19 protein-coding genes are annotated in these 17,088 nt (G+C 55.7%); 6 read left to right on the top strand and 13 right to left on the bottom strand.

What is annotated here, in order from left to right; genetic code table 11:
- Positions 1 to 359: 359 nt before the first annotated feature.
- The 7 genes from GA0061098_RS31340 to GA0061098_RS44170 all read right to left on the bottom strand — a co-directional run bounded on the left by GA0061098_RS31340 (position 360) and on the right by GA0061098_RS44170 (position 7,835).
- Positions 360 to 3,179, bottom strand: coding sequence for a DNA polymerase (locus GA0061098_RS31340; RefSeq protein ID WP_091965342.1), 2,820 nt, complete (start codon positions 3,177 to 3,179; stop codon positions 360 to 362).
- On the bottom strand, positions 3,176 to 3,490 hold the full coding sequence (locus tag GA0061098_RS31335; RefSeq protein WP_091965341.1) for a hypothetical protein: 315 nt from the start codon (positions 3,488 to 3,490) through the stop codon (positions 3,176 to 3,178). Before GA0061098_RS31335 ends, GA0061098_RS31340 begins: the two co-directional genes overlap by 4 nt.
- 167 nt (positions 3,491 to 3,657) lie before the next feature.
- Positions 3,658 to 4,965: a hypothetical protein gene (locus GA0061098_RS31330; RefSeq protein ID WP_091965340.1), complete on the bottom strand. Its 1,308-nt coding sequence runs from the start codon at positions 4,963 to 4,965 to the stop codon at positions 3,658 to 3,660.
- 130 nt (positions 4,966 to 5,095) lie between these two features.
- Positions 5,096 to 5,626 carry a hypothetical protein gene (locus tag GA0061098_RS31325; RefSeq protein ID WP_091965339.1) on the bottom strand — a complete coding sequence of 177 codons (531 nt, stop codon included), beginning with the start codon at positions 5,624 to 5,626 and terminating at the stop codon, positions 5,096 to 5,098.
- A gap of 732 nt (positions 5,627 to 6,358) precedes the next feature.
- Positions 6,359 to 6,583: a hypothetical protein gene (locus GA0061098_RS46355; RefSeq protein ID WP_430649282.1), complete on the bottom strand. Its 225-nt coding sequence runs from the start codon at positions 6,581 to 6,583 to the stop codon at positions 6,359 to 6,361.
- A gap of 206 nt (positions 6,584 to 6,789) precedes the next feature.
- Entirely contained in the window at positions 6,790 to 7,212 is a 423-nt protein-coding gene (locus tag GA0061098_RS31310; protein ID WP_091965337.1) for a rolling circle replication-associated protein, read from the bottom strand.
- Between the two features lie 47 nt (positions 7,213 to 7,259).
- Positions 7,260 to 7,835, bottom strand: a complete 576-nt coding sequence (locus tag GA0061098_RS44170; RefSeq protein WP_129590996.1) for a hypothetical protein — start codon at positions 7,833 to 7,835, stop codon at positions 7,260 to 7,262.
- Between GA0061098_RS44170 and GA0061098_RS31305 the strand changes: the two genes are divergently transcribed.
- Positions 7,834 to 8,226, top strand: coding sequence for a hypothetical protein (locus GA0061098_RS31305; protein ID WP_091965413.1), 393 nt, complete (start codon positions 7,834 to 7,836; stop codon positions 8,224 to 8,226). The genes GA0061098_RS44170 and GA0061098_RS31305 overlap by 2 nt on opposite strands.
- A gap of 523 nt (positions 8,227 to 8,749) precedes the next feature.
- On the opposite strand, the gene GA0061098_RS31295 is transcribed toward GA0061098_RS31305, so the two are convergent.
- Positions 8,750 to 8,983: a helix-turn-helix domain-containing protein gene (locus tag GA0061098_RS31295; protein WP_091965335.1), complete on the bottom strand. Its 234-nt coding sequence runs from the start codon at positions 8,981 to 8,983 to the stop codon at positions 8,750 to 8,752.
- A gap of 76 nt (positions 8,984 to 9,059) precedes the next feature.
- Here GA0061098_RS31295 and GA0061098_RS31290 point away from each other — a divergent pair, with 76 nt between their 5' ends.
- Positions 9,060 to 9,950 carry a hypothetical protein gene (locus GA0061098_RS31290; RefSeq protein ID WP_091965334.1) on the top strand — a complete coding sequence of 297 codons (891 nt, stop codon included), beginning with the start codon at positions 9,060 to 9,062 and terminating at the stop codon, positions 9,948 to 9,950.
- Positions 9,951 to 10,298: 348 nt separating this feature from the next.
- On the opposite strand, the gene GA0061098_RS31280 is transcribed toward GA0061098_RS31290, so the two are convergent.
- Positions 10,299 to 10,508 (bottom strand): response regulator, encoded by a 210-nt coding sequence (locus tag GA0061098_RS31280; RefSeq protein ID WP_091965332.1) that lies wholly within the window; start codon positions 10,506 to 10,508, stop codon positions 10,299 to 10,301.
- Positions 10,509 to 10,833: 325 nt separating this feature from the next.
- On the opposite strand from GA0061098_RS31280, the gene GA0061098_RS47035 reads away from it, so the two are divergent.
- On the top strand, positions 10,834 to 10,956 hold the full coding sequence (locus GA0061098_RS47035; RefSeq protein WP_283808013.1) for a hypothetical protein: 123 nt from the start codon (positions 10,834 to 10,836) through the stop codon (positions 10,954 to 10,956).
- Here GA0061098_RS47035 and GA0061098_RS46350 read toward each other — a convergent pair.
- Positions 10,953 to 11,222, bottom strand: coding sequence for a hypothetical protein (locus GA0061098_RS46350; RefSeq protein WP_091965331.1), 270 nt, complete (start codon positions 11,220 to 11,222; stop codon positions 10,953 to 10,955). The genes GA0061098_RS47035 and GA0061098_RS46350 overlap by 4 nt on opposite strands.
- 283 nt (positions 11,223 to 11,505) lie before the next feature.
- On the opposite strand from GA0061098_RS46350, the gene ppk2 reads away from it, so the two are divergent.
- On the top strand, positions 11,506 to 12,339 hold the full coding sequence (gene ppk2 / locus GA0061098_RS31270) for a polyphosphate kinase 2 (protein ID WP_091965330.1): 834 nt from the start codon (positions 11,506 to 11,508) through the stop codon (positions 12,337 to 12,339).
- A 262-nt stretch (positions 12,340 to 12,601) separates the two neighbouring features.
- On the opposite strand, the gene GA0061098_RS47505 is transcribed toward ppk2, so the two are convergent.
- From GA0061098_RS47505 to GA0061098_RS31255, 3 genes are all read right to left on the bottom strand, one after another.
- A complete protein-coding gene (locus GA0061098_RS47505; protein WP_091965329.1) occupies positions 12,602 to 13,000 on the bottom strand; it encodes a hypothetical protein in 399 nt (132 codons plus the stop codon).
- 173 nt (positions 13,001 to 13,173) lie between these two features.
- On the bottom strand, positions 13,174 to 14,346 hold the full coding sequence (locus GA0061098_RS31260) for a patatin-like phospholipase family protein (protein WP_091965328.1): 1,173 nt from the start codon (positions 14,344 to 14,346) through the stop codon (positions 13,174 to 13,176).
- Between the two features lie 51 nt (positions 14,347 to 14,397).
- Positions 14,398 to 15,177 (bottom strand): 3-hydroxybutyrate dehydrogenase, encoded by a 780-nt coding sequence (locus GA0061098_RS31255; RefSeq protein WP_091965412.1) that lies wholly within the window; start codon positions 15,175 to 15,177, stop codon positions 14,398 to 14,400.
- A 202-nt stretch (positions 15,178 to 15,379) separates the two neighbouring features.
- Between GA0061098_RS31255 and GA0061098_RS31250 the strand changes: the two genes are divergently transcribed.
- A complete protein-coding gene (locus GA0061098_RS31250) occupies positions 15,380 to 16,234 on the top strand; it encodes an SDR family oxidoreductase (RefSeq protein ID WP_091965327.1) in 855 nt (284 codons plus the stop codon).
- A 74-nt stretch (positions 16,235 to 16,308) separates the two neighbouring features.
- Positions 16,309 to 16,728 (top strand): DoxX family protein, encoded by a 420-nt coding sequence (locus tag GA0061098_RS31245; RefSeq protein WP_091965326.1) that lies wholly within the window; start codon positions 16,309 to 16,311, stop codon positions 16,726 to 16,728.
- Positions 16,729 to 17,088: the final 360 nt, after the last annotated feature.

Raw genomic sequence — 17,088 nt, 5'->3', positions numbered from 1 at the left:
TCGCGAGCTCGGGCCGGAAGGTACGGAGCTGCCACAGGGAACGCCGGTCTCAGCGGCGCAAACGCGACTTTGTCCAATTGGTGTGTCGTCCGCCCGAATATGCCTCGATGTCGCTTAGCTGTAGGAGCTGTGCGACCAAGTGGCCGCTACGCGCTGCGCTTCGTCGCAGTGGATTGGAGCCACTAATTATCACCCCTCCGACCGTCGCGAATATCCCAGCAACTGACGATGACCAGGAGTTGCTAAGGGTCGTGCTCTTCGTCAAATACGATTCTTCGCTACCAACGATGGCTAACTTCCAAGACTCACCATTTCTTCCAAGCTCCGTAAGAGTCACGTAGGGGTATAGATTAAAACGATTACGGACCGACCGGCTCTTGATGCATAACCAACCGCTCCACGAAGGGGCACTTCGCAGTCAGTGCCGGGGAGAGCATGACTTGATCCGGCGCAATTGATCCCACCAAACTCTTCTGGTCAAGTTCCGGAAAGTGGGCCCGAAGCTCTCGACACACCGCCAGCACCTCTTTTGTGGGAGGAGTGGAATTAGGCGAGAATGGCGCTCGCTTTCCGTTCTCAACATCAGCGATTTTTGTCTTTACCCCGAGCTTCGCCATACTTGTCGAGTTTAGGATGTCTGCAAACTCCGACGCAGTATATGATGCGACCTTTGGAAACCCTGCCATGCCATGTTTGTAGGCACGACAAAGATCTCTCCGCAGCCTTTGCAGGCCGTGTCTGTCATGCTTTCTGAAATACTTCTTTGATCCACCCGGAAGCGACTTCATCATTTCAAAGAACTCGGCAAAGTCAGCGAACACATCGATTGTTTTCAGACAAACACCGGAGCCGCTGCGCCAGTAATCCTCCCACATTGCTCGAACCATCTTGAACTCGGAAATGTCTCGCCAAGGCTTCGTGCTAAATGCCACATGCTCGGCCTTGCTGAGGTTAGGCAAGACCGCTGTTGCCATCGCAATAGCCTTCGGACATCGCTTGAAATCATACTCCAGCGACGCGCGCTTTCTACTTTGTTTTGAGACAAGGTCGGCGCCATGTTTTATCATGTCGGCCATCGTTGTGTGGACCTCGATGTCAATCATAGTTTCAGGCGTGCGGCCAAAGAATAACTTCAGCATATAATCGTTTTGCTCGTGGATCTCCCGGTATTCCATAGGAGGGCGCACACCAGCCTTCGCCAGGACATAGCGCGTCTCCTGTTCGCCATTGCCGGGTTTTATCGTTGCTTGACCTCGTGTTCGCATGCCGAGCAGCTGCCTCACTGAATGCTTCTCGGTCAGAACCTCATCCTTACCAGTAAGGGCGACGACCGTGCGTTCATAATGACGCATGATCGGGCCTCGCTTAGCAACGGCCATTTCTTCCTCGGTCGCATTCGTATTCAAGCCATCGGTCGTAACACTGAACACCATCTTATCGGCTGGCAGAGCGTTCATGATCTCGCCAACAGCGGCACGAACGAACGATGTGATATGTGCTGCGAAAAATGGATTGGTGATTGCGCTTGGCCCGATCTTCTCGGTTTCTCCTGTGCGCAGGTCGAATACTCGCTTCTTGCGCAATCCCTGAGCAGTCTTTCCATAACAAGAGTTCGTCACTTCTTTCCAGAATTCTTTCTCAATGGGCGAAATCGCATGATTCCTTCGTGCGATTGACTCCTTGATGAATGGCAAGAAAACCGGGTCACTCAGGTCCTGTGGGATTACTACGCCCTGTCGGATACGAAGATCGCAACCCAAGTTGATAGCCAGCTGAATTTCTGGAGCCGCACAGTAGCTTCTGCCTGCCAACGGGAAGATTATGCCGTTGTCTGACCGGACCGGCAGCGTCGGATATCGTGTTTCGGCTGGGAATCTGAAATCGACGCAAGCGAACCCGAAAGTATCGATCGTAAACTGCGATACATCATCTGTGTAATAGAGCTCCTTCCAGTTTGGCCGGCCGATGGTAGCCATTCCCGTTGGATAGGCGCTCTTTAGATCGTAGTCGGACCAGTCATCTTCGAATGTCGGCCCAAACCACAGTTGCTCATTGCGACCGCCTTGGTAACACTCGGTCACGAAGTCCGCCCACCAGTAAATTTCCTCAATGTAGGGATGGTATGACTTCGTGTTGAATTGAGCTGTTTTATTGTTCCATACGACTTCCCTCTGAGTCTCGCGGCCCACCATTGCCACTGGATCGACAACAGGCGTACGAGAGTTCCATTCGTCCTGCAGGATCCTCAATCCGATTTTGGAAAGCTGCGAAGGAACGAACTTTGCGCCGGTCGCCTCCTGATAAACGCGCGTGACCTCGCGGAAATATTGAGCGCTGATTCTCGCATCGAGCAGTGCATATTCGCGGAACAGCGCCGGCTTGTTGGCGCGCACGAATTTCATCTGCCGTTTCAGACGCAGATCACCCTCGCGCGTTTCGTGTAGCATCATTTTTGGAATGCCGACCAGCTCGCCTAGAGATGCCAAACTTTTTCGTCCGGCTGGGGCCAGCAACATTGTATCGCGCAGATACACTTTGAACTCAACCGGACCCAGTTGATCCTTGAATGACATCTTGACCGAGATCGGGACCGCTTGCGTCACCAGCGAATTCCGGACGTTCTTCACGCGGTCGAAAACTTGGCCCCGATCGGCGAAAGCCGGGATGTCTGCCCGATTGTAATGTCCGACCAGTACGATCACGCTCGGGATCGGCTCACCCCTCTCCGCACCTGCGGCGAGTGCATAAGTGAGAAACTCCGTGAATGTCAGGCGCTGATTTGGATTCGGGATTGCCATGCCGTTCCATGACGATCCATTCAACTGTATTGCGTGGAATTGATACGACAGCACCTCGTAAAGTGCCTTGCCGGCCTCGACGTCCCTGTTGTCAAACACTGGCTTGAGCGGCTGATATTCAGTGTCGAATCCGATCAACAGATAGTTGTTGGCGTGACCGACCTCGATGTCAGAGCGATCGATTTCAAACGTTGCAAGCGGCTGATAAGGCATTTCGCGAATTGTTACTTCGCTGGCCGCCTCAAGGAACGTCTCCCCCTTCTTTGAGGCCTTTTTCACAGCCTCTATTTCGAACATCTCTAATTGATTGGGATCGATGATTGAGTCGGCAGCCAACTCTCGTTCCGGCTTCTTCTTCCGCTTACGGACAAGTCCGCTCATAGGACAAGCTCCGCCATCGCAAGGCGCTCTTTGGCTGCCTCGACCTCATCGACCGAAAATATCTCGCCACGCTCACCGAAATCGACGATGATCTGCTCGACTGAAAGCCGTAGCAGACCTGCCTTCTTGAGCTCTCGCATTCCCATTTGGAATTTCGTATCGCCCTTTGGATCGATGAGACGACGAGCTGTCGCGATCGCTCCATCGTCACGAATGGCCTTGCGCAAGCCGTAAAACGAGTGGCCAGTCAAAAGCTCCGCTTCGGCTGTACGCCGTAAGATCTCTTCTCGAACCTTATCTTCGTCAAACATTTGAATTCCCGATGGCTCAGGGTTATCGGAGGCGAGGACTCGTTGCGACGCCGGCTGTTTGGAATTTAAGAGAAGGGCACTACCGTCCTTCTCGGAAAAGGCAGTTAAATGCAGCCGCGTTCGAATAAGCAGCCCGACGAGTCGGGCTGCTTATTGCGTCGCTTCAATTACTCTTCGTCGATGGTCAGAATTTCCCAACCGACGGGCGGCGCATCACCGAAGAAGAATACGGACCGGCCGCTCACGCCTTGTAGGAACTGCTCCATGATCAACACTGGAGTCTCGTTGACCTTCCAATTCGGGACGCCATCGATGGAAACGCCCTCGCCACGCTCGTAGATTGCAAGCACGTTACAGCTCGTTAGCTCAGATTTGTGCGGCTCAGCGAGCAGGTAGGCGTTGGAGCATCGAAAGCCATCGAACGTCTCGATCACCTGGCCGATGTTCAGCAGGATCTGCAGCGGACTGAAAACAATAAGGACCGAGTCTTCGTCCATCTGATCGGCCAAACGCTGCCACTCGCTCGTTTGGGAGGCACGAACCACCATTTCCTCGTCCAGCGGATGGACGGTAACCATTGCTGCGGTGATCGGCTTGCTAGCTTCACTGACTACAATATCAGCAGCCTTGGCTTCCAAATGCTTGGAAGGGAAATTGCGTGTGGACCGATCGAGCGTACTGCCACCCTCCGCATTGTCGAGGGTTTCCGGGAAGCTGTCGTCGTCTTCGTTGTCGGCATCTCCGTTATCAACGGTGTCGTCGCCGTAGTCGCGATCATGGTGATCTTCTTCATCATAAAGGTCCGGCGCCTTAGCCGACTCGTTGTCATCGGGCGGTTCTCCCGATTTCACCTTTCTCTCCCGAGTCGCAATCGGGCCCACACTCTCACGCACACCCTTAATCCATCGGCGTGTCAAATCTCCATCGAGAGTTTCGAGATGCAGGCCCAACAGCTTGCTGACCTGGCCCTTCACCTCTTCAGTAATGTCTCCCTCCGGCATGAGCTGATCAATGAGCAAGCCCAATTCGTAAAGAACGGAGTATCCAGTGCAGAGTTTGTCAGCGACGCTCTGGTGCAAGATGACGTCGCGATGTTCGTAAATCTTCTGGATCTTTGAAAGAGTCGACATATCTGCGCGCTTCTTCTTGGCCGCCTCGGCTTGTGACATGACCTTCGCATCGGCCAGCGCCTTCACAAATCGCCGAAACTCGGTCTGATCTTCGCCGATAGCATCGAGCCCTTCACACACGGCAATAGTGCTCTTCACGACCTCACGGACGCTTTGCTCGCGGTGTTTACGAAATCGGTTGACGTACCAGATAGGATCGTTGACCGGGTCGTTATGGCTACTTGATCCGTGGATCAAGTACGAGCTGCGATCGTCGTTCGATCCCTTGGTGCGGCTTTGAGTGATTTCCTCACCGGTTGACGCAACCGGCGCAAGTGCTGTTTCCGAAATATACGCTTCAGTCATGTGATTGCTGACCCTACTTGGCTTGAACCGCGATCTTGCGGTCTTCAAACGCTAGCGGGGGGCAAACTGAGCTTCATCGGCGACAACCGCGCCGAAAGTTGCATCAACTCCGGACAAGGAATTCGCAAGTTTAGGCCGGCGACTGCCTCTCTTTTCTTTGGGCACGCTTCTTGAACATAGAGACTATCTCGATATCCCGCTTCGATGCCGTGCCATTCTTTACGGCTGCTCTAATTGGCCTGATCGCTTCCTGAAACCTAAACGGCAAACTTTGTGTGGGATCCTCACCTTCAAAGGGGCCACCCTTTTCGGCTAGTTTTTTACAGATATCTTCGATCGAGATACCGTGTGGATCGCGCTTCTTGAGTTGATAGGCTCGCTCTATGAGAAGCCTCTTGCGATCCGTCGTCCACTCCAATGACCTGCCACCGATGCCGACACGGATGAAGTTTGATAATGCTCGGGTCAGAAGCTGCCAGTGCACAACGTTGTTACGATCGAGTGAGTATTCCTGGAATAGCTTGAAGAGCTCCGGATCGACCTCTTCATCGATCGTCGGATCAAATCCTCCCGAATAGTAACCTTGCTCCACGCCCTCTTTTATCGACTCCATAATATCGTAAAATTCTGCCATCGAGAATTTGTCTTGATTCTTGTTCATCGGCGCACCCCCTTTTCGGTAGAAGCTGTAACAGTAACCGAGGCAACTAATTTTGTTGGTCGATCGATGCCGGGCAATCCCCAGCTGCTTAGTATGTCCAGCGAGCATGCAGTCCACGGCCGTACCGCGGTTAAGCTAGGCGTGCAGTTTCCGACCGACCTCCTCTCGATTGCTGATGAGGTCATCGGGCTGCATTAACCAAATAATTAAGTCGTCATAATCCCGGCCCAATATCCTCTAGGCTCGATCCCTCGGTGTGGGGACATCGCTGTGATTAAGGTCGTCGTACTTGGATTGATTTGCGTTGCGGGAGTCGGAGCTATTGCTGCCGCCACATCTAAGCCTGCTGCGGTGCCGATAACTCCAGTCACCTATCCCGTTGTAGCCGGCAATAAGGCCGATCGACTGTCGCTAGTCAGCGCGCAAGACGTCCAGCCGACGGTCGGCAAGGCCGAACTTGCCTTCGCACCTCCTCCCGGGCCTTCAGTTCCGGTGCAGGCCCAACCGAAAGAGCTGGCGAAAGCCAAGACCCCAGACTTCATTCCTCGCCACTGGCACGATCCGCATGACACCCGAGCCAGTGCCATCAAGTTGAAGCCTGAGCGATCCAGAAGCACACCCCGGAATGATCTTTCCACCACTAAGGTTGCTGAGACCCAAGACTGCCGAACGGATGGCCTCGGTTCGTTGATGCGCAAACTTTCTTTGCAGCCGGCGTGTAGCCGTTGATGCCTATCTTTGGTGCCCTAGACCGATGCCGAGCGTCAATGCCTTCTGCCTCAAAGATCCTTCGCTACGCTTCATCAGCTTCGATATCTTCGCAACCGGCGTACGAGACTTCGAATGATCTTTGAGCAATTTGATATCGGCTGTTGAGTAAGGCTTTCGTACCCGCTTTACTCTTTTCGACTTCTTGGCCAATTGCCGCCTCCCATTAGTAATCTGGAGGCGCTTCATTAGCAGCCGCCAACCATAGTTCAATCTCTAAGACTCGCTACGCTCGATGACATTCAATTGACTTGGCTTACCGATCAGCCCGGCCCTGCGACGAGTGCCTTCGAACTCTGCGTCACTTTCATTGGAGTACAGTTAGCTATTAAAGCGTCCCGACATGGGGACGCCTTTGCACTTCAAACGAACGATCGGTTGCCTGAGAGGAGACTTCACTCAGCAAACAATTGGCAATTGGCCCAATCTATGGAGTCAAGCAGCGACCGCTTCTGACGCCGCTTGAGGAGGTAACTTGTCCAGCCTTCGTCAGGCTCGTCTTGGATATCGACCTGGCGATACCCGAAATCTGTCCTCGCCCATTCTTCACGCACTACGGTAATGAACCGGTGGAAAGTGCAATGGTATGGGCGGTCAATGATGCAGTGATAGTGCAATCGATTGTCCGCGCTGGTTTCGAGCACTACGATCATCAGCAGGTGTCTGCCATATCGCTTGGCCGCACTCCCGAGTAACGAATGCTCAAGTCTGTTGCGGAAATGCTTGAAGTTCTCGGAAGCAGCTATGTCATCTACCGAACGTGCGCCGTGTCGCTTCTTCATTGTGAGCGTCACGGCTGCCGGCGCTATGAATGGCATTGTGTTTATCAGACGAGCCAATTGCTCCCGACATGCCTGCTCGGATGTCATCGTCGATACCGAATAGGTTGCCAGCGACGAGCTCTGCGAAGTCTACACAAAGTACGAAGGAGAAAGTGGCGAGCCTTATCACTGAGGATCAGAACAGCACTTGCCGGGCCAGTCAGCAGCATCTTCTGCTCACCCATATAGGTTAGACCGCCGAGCCGGATACGATATTTTCCTGTGGTCCGACGCGCATAGAGAGACTTGCGCAGGTCCATCAGCTCGGCGAAATCGGCTGGCTCGTTCTGCTTCAACCATTCGAGCACATCGGTTGGAAAGCCATTCCGGTATCGATCGCGATATTCTGGCTTGCCCTTGAGAGCGTCCTCGAAGGCGGAAGATGAAGTATTGGAAAGAGGCTCTGAGTCCCAGAGTGGTGGCGCTATTGTCATGAAGGAAATATCTCCGTTTCGTTGCGAATTGGGATTGCGGACCGCGATGCCAGCCCCAACGGAGGTATTTAGAAATTCTGCTGATAACGCCTTCGGTGACTGGGTGAATTTTTTGACCCAAATCGCTGTTGCCCAAGTGCCGGATTCAGAAGACGGCGGCTCCATCAACAACGAGGAGCCCATCATGGCACGAGCGACGATCTCTCTAGTTTCCGTTCAGAAGCCGACCGCGAATACACCGGTCCTTCAGCGCCGCAACAAATTCACGTCCAGCATTGAACAGCAGATCACCAAGATTGGCTTGTTCCGTGAAGGGAAGCGCATCTCACGCGAACAGTTCTGGGTGGACGCAAACGGAGCTATTTTTTTCCAGCTCCGTTACGGCAAGCAGCCCCTGGAGCTTGAGAAGGGCAAGAGCACGCTGAAGGCGTCGACGTTCGATGATCTCGTCGAGCAACTCGATCAGATCAAAACGATCGCGGTGGCCGGCGGCATGGATGAGGCGCTGGCCGCCTGCGCAAACGCTGTCAGGTCGAACTTTAAGACGGCGAAGGACAAGAAGGCGGGCAGGGGTTAGCTCCGTCCGGTGGCCGAATGTCACGGCCTGCACCTCACTCGCACTATCCGACCCTTGCGGCGCTCTGTTTCGCATTCAGCGTGGCAGTAGCGCCGTTCGTCGGTTCCGCGTGGGTGACATCAGCAAGTCCGTTCGTTCGCGGTGCTGTTTTGCTTTTTGGTCCTCTCTCCTTCCTGGCTTGGGTTGTGTTGACGATACGGTCGCTACACCTTCTCGGACTCGCTTACTGGTCTCTTGCGTCCACCTACGTAATTCTCGTGTCAGAGCTGGCCGCAGCAGTGCTGGCCTTGGTCGCCGGTTCATTGCACACGCCCGGATCAGTCTGCGATTGGCGGGAGGCACTCCTCTGGACTGCCGCTATGACTTGCCTCGCCGGGTTAACGTGGTCCGCTTCCTACAATTGGAGGAAGGCGGGGAGCCTGCAGATCGCCGTCAGCGTGACCGTGCTCCAGCTCATTACGGGCAGCCTGATCGTTCTGATTTTGATGCTTCGTAGCCGTCCACCGGAGAAGAGCCGTGCGGATTAGGATTTCCTCGCCGTTTTCCGGGCTGGACGCTGGAGGAAATCGGCTGGTTCTGCCTGGAGTACCGTCGACAGCTTCACCAGGATCTCCAGGCCTACCCAGGTCGACCCCTTTTCGAGCTTGCCGATGTAGGTGCGATTGATGTCGGCCTCATACGCGAGCGTTTCCTGCGAGAAGCCTCGTTCTCGCCGAATCCTTCGCAAATTAGCTGCAACAACCTGGCGCCAATCCATGGGCCAAAGTGAGCAGGATGCCGCTTATTGACCCACCGCTTTAAAGCGTCAAAATGCCGATCGGCTGGAGGAAAACATGAAAGCAAATTACTCGGTTCTGGCGTTTGCCTCGGTGTTGCTTTGCGCGTTATCGGCTCACGCCCAGCAGCAGAGCCTTGCAACCAGAGAATGGGGCATGCTGCCGGCGGGGCTACGAACCTGTGTGGATAATCAGCTCCGTCAGGAGCAAGGCACCAATCTCGCAGCACTCATAGCGGCGGGTGTTCGCCCGTCTGATCCGAAGCTCGTGACGATAAAGGAGTTCTGTCTCAGCCCCGCAGGCGAGGCTTCTGTGACCCAGCCCTCTTTTGGAGGCCCCGATCGGTCAGTTGTAGAGTTTGCCGAGTGGATGAACACCGCGATCCTGGCGAAGCCGGTCTTCGCGAGGGCGTTCACTCAGTGTCGCGAGGTCGTGGGACTCTACCAAGATAAGGTGTTAGGCCGATTGCAGGTTGCCGAGGCCGGAGCAGTGTCAAAAAGCGATCAGCTCCGCATTCGCACCATCAAAGATGACCTTGGTTCCAAAAGGGGCGCCGCTGCTACGGTCGCATGCATCAAGCAATTCGTCGCTTCACTGGCAATCGCCAATGCGTCGAGCGGCTTCTACGCGGATCAGTTGGGCGCACTCAACGGACGGCTGCTCAACAACGGGATCAAGCTGAAAGAGGCGGCTGCCTCCAGGGTCGATGACATGACCGATCAGGGGTTGGCGCAGCTGGCAATCAAGATCGGACTTGAGAATTTTCAAGCCCAAGAGCTACAGGCCGACATCGACTCTGTAGGACAATATGGGTCAGGATCAGGACCGTTGACGTGCTTCCTGCCAGCGGAATGGGTTGGTGTTGAGCCCGGCGGCTATTCGCCATGCCATGGCTCGTACCTGGAAAAGAAGGCGGCTGAAATCGCACCGCTCTTAAGAACTCAGTGATGCATCGCAATAAGCGGGCGAATACTCCGTAACTCTTCCGTATGGGATAGATACATTACCATTTACGGACATTCAGGCGGCACTCCGGCAGCCGCTCTATCATCATGCCTCGCCCGACCCCCTGAAGATCGATGCCGGCGGCGCAGTGCGCACAGGCGGTGGCTGGCCGATCCTCGAGCCCCTCGACGAACTGTCCGCTTTCGCGTCGTAGCGGCTAACCAGCGCTAGCAGACGCCGCTTGGTGAAAGGATCGGCTCGCTCGGCCAGAGCCTGAATGCGCTGTACCTGCTCTCTGCAGAAGTCCTCGTCCATCAGACCACCCCACTCACGCAAATCTGCAACTGAACTTCATTGAGGCGGCTTCAACTCGCCTGCCAGCCAGCCGACCGCATCTGTCTTCATCGGATCCACGGTGAAGGACACCACTTCAATACGTTCGCACGTCGAGCATTCGAACGTTCGCTCCTCGAATCCGCGTTTGCCGGGAGTGATGCGTGCCAAGGCCATCCGGTGCTTACATACCGGACACATCGGCCGCTCGTTGATGGACGCAGTCATCCCTTGACCCAGAACAGATCATACGCTTTCCGGAGCGGGAGTCTGCAACATTCGTGCTTCCGAGTTCTCGTTGCCCTGCCAGGAGGAACGACTGCTGTCCGACCGGATTGCTCAATCGGGTCGCGCGCACCTGCGTGGCTCCGCCCTCAAATGCCAAAAGCTCCCAGAGGCGGGGCCGCACTTATGCAGATTGGTGGTCGCTCAGGTCAGCCCCTTCGCAGGGCCGGATTCCTACGGAGCTTTCGCGGCATGATCGTTTACAATCTGCCGCTACATTCCCAGGATGGAGAACCACTTCGATCCCGAACGAGAAGCCGAAGCGGCAATGAAGCTCGCTGTCGCGGTCAATGGTGCGGAGCGGCAGAAATGGATCCGCGTCGCCATGGCCTGGCATGAGCTGGCCCGCGAGCGGAATAGATGGGACAGGATCGCCGAAGAGGCCGCCTAACCGCACTCCGGCGGGCATTCTGGGCATGTGTCACCGAACGAATCAAGCACGTCGCGGATCTCAGCATCTGCCTGTACGGCAGTGACGCCGGGCGGGGGATTCTCCCGTGCAATAGCGAGAGCTCGCTCCCTGGCATGAGGATCAGCGCGGTCCCGCATCCACCCATGCTCCTCGCATTCTCGAACGGCTCCGGCTTCCAGCAGCACCGATATGGCCCAGCCGCTTAGGGTCCGGATCGCCGGCTGTCGTTCGTTGACCATCAGCATAGAGGTAGCTCCAGGTTCGACGAATCGCTGAGGACCGCCTCTCGTTCCCTGCTGCTACCACAGGTCTGAGATTCGGAGATGCAAGAGCTAGCCGTTTTCCCGATTTCTGAGGACCGCTTTGTGCTTCTATTCTCGTCTGGTGTCGAAGGAGCAGGCGGACCACCGTCCTTTGATCTAGATCAACGGAAACAGGCGCCGCTCTGCTCCCGTCCGGCATTAGGATCGTCCTGGCACGAGCGTATCACCATCGATTTGTTGTCAGCAGTGGCTGGGAGGGTGTCGGATGTTGAAGGACAAGCGGAATAAGGACGAGGTAATTGAGGCGCACGCCGCGTCTGGCAAGGTGAGCCGCAAGGAATTTGAGAAGGAACTCGCAAAGCTTCAGGTCGAGCTAACGCGGCTGCAGGCCTGGGTCAAAGACAAGGGGGCACGCATCATTGTGGTCTTCGAGGGCCGGGACACCGCGGGCAAGGGCGGCGTGATCAGCCGGATAACTGCACGCACCAGTCCGCGCGTCTACCGCCACGTGGCACTGCCCGTCCCATCGGGTCGCGAGAAGACACAGGTTTTCATTCAGCGCTACGTCGCGCATTTCCCGGCGGCGGGCGAGATCGTCCTCTTCGACCGCTCGTGGTACAACCGGGCCGGGGTCGAGCGGGTGATGGGCTTCGTCACCGATGAGGATTACGAGCGGTTCTTGACGATGGTCCCCGCGGTCGAGCGCGAGATGATCGTCAACAACGGTATCATCCTGCGCAAGTACTTTCTCGATGTCAGCCAGGACGAGCAGCGGCGCCGATTTGAGGCGAGGATCAAGGACCCGATGAGACACTGGAAGCTGAGCCCGATGGACACTGAATCGGTGCGGCGCTGGTGGGACTACACCGCAGCCTACCAGCGTATGATCAAGGCCACCGACACGCCATCGGCTCCTTGGTACATCGTTCCCGCCGACAATAAGCGTCGCGCCCGGCTAAACCTGATCCGGCATCTGCTCGACAGTATCCCATACAAGAAGGTCGACGTAGACCTGCCGAAGATTCCCAAGGCGCAGCAGCGGCCCAAGAACGTTACCGACGGCCTAGGCGCCGGCCAGCCGATCCCCAACCACTACTGATCGGAGCGTTGCGTTTTCCGCCTGCCTGTGGCGCTGACACTACGCCAGACATCGGATGGGAATATTATATGATGCACGATGCCGTCTAGTCGCTCGCGGGAATGAAAGATGGCTTTCTATGCATCGTCTACCTTGAGGCTAGGATAGGCAGAAAGCTGGAGCCTCGCTACTTCGCAAAACGTCTTTGGCAGCGACCCCAGCTTCCCTGGCTCAGCCCCAGACTCAAGAGTCGCCTAACCGGAGTTGGGCCGCGAACCCGCCCTTAACCTCTCCTCCTGGCCGCTTGCCACATGGTCTCCTTACATCGCGCGCTCAAATCCGTGAAATGATCTTTGAGACAGGCCTGAACACGGTCGCGGCCCGGCAAAACACTCGCACAGTTCTTTTTGATGTCAGCCTGACAGTTCCTACTGACGGCACCGAACTTTACGATCGTAAGTTGGCAGGGCAAAGAGAACTCTCTGAAATTGGTCGCGATGCAGGCTTGACGGGCTTCGCCCTCGGATCCGTTGCACCAAGTCCTTAGGTCAGGGGCACACGCTTCAAGAACGGGATGTTCTGCCAACGCGGCGGAACGTTGTGCCAGCGCGGTGGACGGTATCGCGACCTGAAACGAGGCGACCGAGATGAACGCGAGCAAAAAAGCGATTTGTGCGTTCATATCCAACCCGCTCCTGAAACCAAGGTCGAATAACCTTGCAGAACAACAATTGAAGGAGACAAGACGCTTCGAGTCGCTTCTATTGATGATCTAAATCAACCTTTCCGCCCAGAAAGATGGGGCGTTGAACGAGTACTTTGTCATCGATCGGCGTTTCGCGGACTCCGCTATCTTCAATCCGATCTTTTTTTGCAGTAGTCGAAAGTTCGAACACCCTCCGGGTTGTCAGGACGCTGGAACACCTCTGGATGTCCGAGACTACGCACGGCATCGTCGTAACCGGACTTCCAGTGTTCTTCCATGGTCCTGCGCGAGAACTCGTAATCCTTCGAGGCCCCCTCGTATGCCTTGGAATGATAAATGAGATGAACAATGTTGTAGACCTTTTCGTCGGCTTCCCGCGCAAGAATTTCGACCTCGGGCGTCGTAAGCAGGTCATCGGGAAGATGTGAAAGTACCTTCCTGAATGCCCTACGGAGCATCTGCGCATACTTGAACTGGTTTGTCGCTGCGCGAGTCCTGCTTGAGTATTGGATTTCTTTTTGACGCACTTCCGCTTCTTGCAGGTTGTCTGGGAGTTCGCCATCTGCGCTCCACAAATCGACCTGAAAGGCAAGCGTGTCCTCATGAGGTCTGTTCTCCAACATCCATTGCAACGGCGTATTGGATACGAGGCCGCCATCCCAATAGTATTCGCCCTCGATCTCGGTCGCCGGAAATCCAGGCGGCAGCGAGCCACTGGCGATGATGTGAGCCGGGCAGATGCGATGCGTCCTGTTGTCGAAGTAGAGGAAGTTGCCTGTGCGTACATTTACGGCGCCGACGCTAAACCGCATACGTTCCGAATTGATGCGATCGAAGTCTACCAATCGTTCGAGCGTGGTTTTGAGCGGGGCGACATCGTAGTAGCTGACCGAACTCGCAGATCCAGCGGACCAGAACAATGGCGGCAGGACGCGGGGCGTGAAGAAATTTGGTGCGCCAAAAAGCATGATGCCGAGTGCGCGGCTCTGATTGACGAAACGCCGTGTGAGTTCGTTGGTGATTTCGATGGACTTCAGGTAGGGAACACCTAGCGGCGCCGTACTGACGGCTTCCCAAAACTCCCTGAGTCTTTCGACGCGTTTTTCGGGAGCATTGCCTGCTATCAAGGCGGCATTCACTGCACCAATCGAAATGCCAGCAACCCAGTCGAGGTCGAGGTTGGCCTCGGTCAGAGCTTCATAAACGCCGGCTTGGTAGGCGCCGAGCGCTCCACCACCTTGCAGGAGGAGCGCGATACGCTCAAACGGCGGGCGCTGTCCCTCTCTGACGAGCGGCTCTTCGGTATTTGAACTGCTCGTCATGGTGTCGCCTTTGCCCGATCGTAGAGCCTATTTCCCGTAGTGTCCCGCTTCCTACTCCATGAACCAGCCGTGGCTAACGATGATGGATTGTCCGGTTAGCGCGTTGGACTCGAAAGCAGCCAGGAACAAAGCAGCCTCGGCGATATCTTCGACTTTGGTGAACTGGTGATCTACCGTGTCCTTCAGCATCACATTATCGATGACTTCCTGCTCTGTAATACCGAGTTCCTTTGCCTGCTCGGGAATCTGCTTATCGACCAGAGGGGTGCGGACGAAGCCGGGGCAGACGACGTTCGCGCGTACACCGTGCTCGGCTGCTTCCTTGGCAACGACCCGTGCCAGTCCAAGCAGGCCGTGCTTGGCGGCAACGTAAGGCGCCTTGAGCTTCGAAGCCTCCTTCGAATGAACCGACCCGATGTATATGATGCTGCCGCTCTTCTGTTTGTACATTTGCCGCAGGGAGGCGCGAGTGGTCAGAAACGCCCCGTCCAGATGGATGGCAAGCATCTTCTTCCATTTGGCGAATTCGAAGTCGACCACCGGCGCCACGATCTGAATGCCTGCATTGCTGACAAGAATGTCGAGCCTCCCGAAATGCTGGACCGTCTTCGCAATTCCGGCTTCCACCTGCTCCTCGTCCGAAACGTCCATGGCGACGCCGATCGAGCGCTTTTGGCTCGGGTCGATTTCGCGGGCGGTCGCTTCAGCGGCCCGCTGATCGAGGTCGGCGATCGCTACATTTGCCCCTTCACGCGCAAATGCGATCGCAATCTGCTTTCCGATGCCGCTCGCCGCACCGGTGATGATCGCGGTCTTATCCTTGAGGCGCATCGGATCCTCCTTCACTAGCCTGCACGCCGTTTCACATGAATGCCTCCTGTTTGGGTGCGTCAGAGCAGGAACTCTTGATGTAAATCAAAGGACGCAATTGAGGTTCGCTTCAGAGCTATCGAATACGTAATTGACCAAGACCATTGGGAACCACTGCCCGTGTCCCCTGGATCACCGCGCACCCGCGAATGAGGAGGGAACTATGATTCTCGTGACCGGCGGTACCGGCGTCATTGGGAGTGAACTTCTGCGATTACTCTCCCAAGCGGGGATCCCCGCACGTGCACTTGTCCGCAACTCGAACAAAGCGCAAAAACTGCCGGGCATCACATACTTTGTCGGAGATTTGGCGCGACCAGAAACCTTAAAAGCGGCTTTCGAGGGTGCCAGCGCCCTATTCCTGCTCACCCACTATTACGAAGACATGGTGGAGTTGCAGCACAACGCCATTGTTGCAGCACGCGCCGCTGGCGTTGCCCATGTCGTGAAGGTCTCGGCTTTCGCCGCATCGGGCCACTCAAAGGCTCCCATTGGGCGATGGCACTACCAGGTCGAGCAGGAACTGAAAGAGTCGGGGATGGGTTGGACGATGCTCCGACCTCACCACTTCATGCTGAACCTTCTTGCCCAGGCCGAATACGTCCGAACGGAGGGAGCCATCTACTCGCCTTCGGGCGACGGCAAAATTCCGTACATCGACCCGCGTGACGTGGCAGCGGTCGCCTTTGTCACACTCACTCAACCGGGACACCTCGGCAAAACCTATGTGCTTACGGGAAGCGAAGCGATTTCATATCGGCAAGCTTCAGAGATTATCGGTCAAATAATCGGGAAGGAGCTGCGGTTTGTCGATGAAACTCCAGAGCAGGCTCGGGCGCGCCGCGTTCGAGAGGGCGTTCCGCCCGCCGTCATCGAGAGCGTGCTGGCTATCGGTGCCTATCAGCGCGCGGGTGGAAAAACCGTGACAATCACCAATACTGTCGCCGAGATCACTGGACGGCCGCCACGAACCGTTACCGAGTTCGTCCAAGAAAACGCGTCAGTTTTTCGCGGATAAGATGGAGGGAGCACGGCGCCCTCCAGACTAGCAATGGTCTTGGAGATAGTCGCACGCGATAGGAGGGACGCGCCATGACCTATCTTGAAAACCGCAGTGATTATGCGGCACTCGTCGGTCGCATTCTGTATGCATCGATGTTTCTTCTGTTCGGCTATGGCAAGATAACCGCCTTTGCCGGCACCACGAGCTATATGGGCTCACTTGGCCTTCCAGCACCTTCGCTGTTTACCTTGCTTGCCATCATCGTCGAGATTGCGGGTGGCTTGCTGATGTTGGTTGGCTATCAAACCCGGCTCGTAGCTCTCGGGTTGGCGATTTACATCTTGGTCTCGGCGTTTATCGGGCACTTCCAACTCAGCGACTTTAATCAGTTCCAGCATTTCATGAAGAACATGGCGATAGTCGGTGGTTCGCTGGCGTTTGTCGCTTTGGGGGCTGGTGCCTATTCACTCGACGCGAGGCGATCGCCGCAAGTGCGGTCGCTTGCGTGAAGGGCCATTAGAGTATGCAGCTCCAGCAAGACAGCCGGAATCGCGCCAGGCGTCACACACAGCCTGGGCCCATCTGCGACATTGATCAAGGCAACGGGAATGTCCGCTGTCTGAAGCAAATAAAACGTTGGGTTTTGAGTCTTGTTTGAGGACCGTCAAACATAAACGCTGGTTTATGTTTTAAGCTTCTCGGTTCATCGCTTGGGAAGCAGACGTGCAACTGAGTCTGATCAATGAGTTGCGCGAATTTGGCCCTGTTTGGCTTCCGTATCGTCACGTCGTGGCCTAGCGGCCCACCCATCCTCTTCCCAGTCGACCCCCATTTCGTAGGACGATGCGCCCGGTAAGACGGCATTAACC

The organism is Bradyrhizobium shewense, assembly GCF_900094605.1.
Classification (GTDB): domain Bacteria; phylum Pseudomonadota; class Alphaproteobacteria; order Rhizobiales; family Xanthobacteraceae; genus Bradyrhizobium; species Bradyrhizobium shewense.
This window is presented reverse-complemented; position numbering and strand designations above follow the sequence as displayed.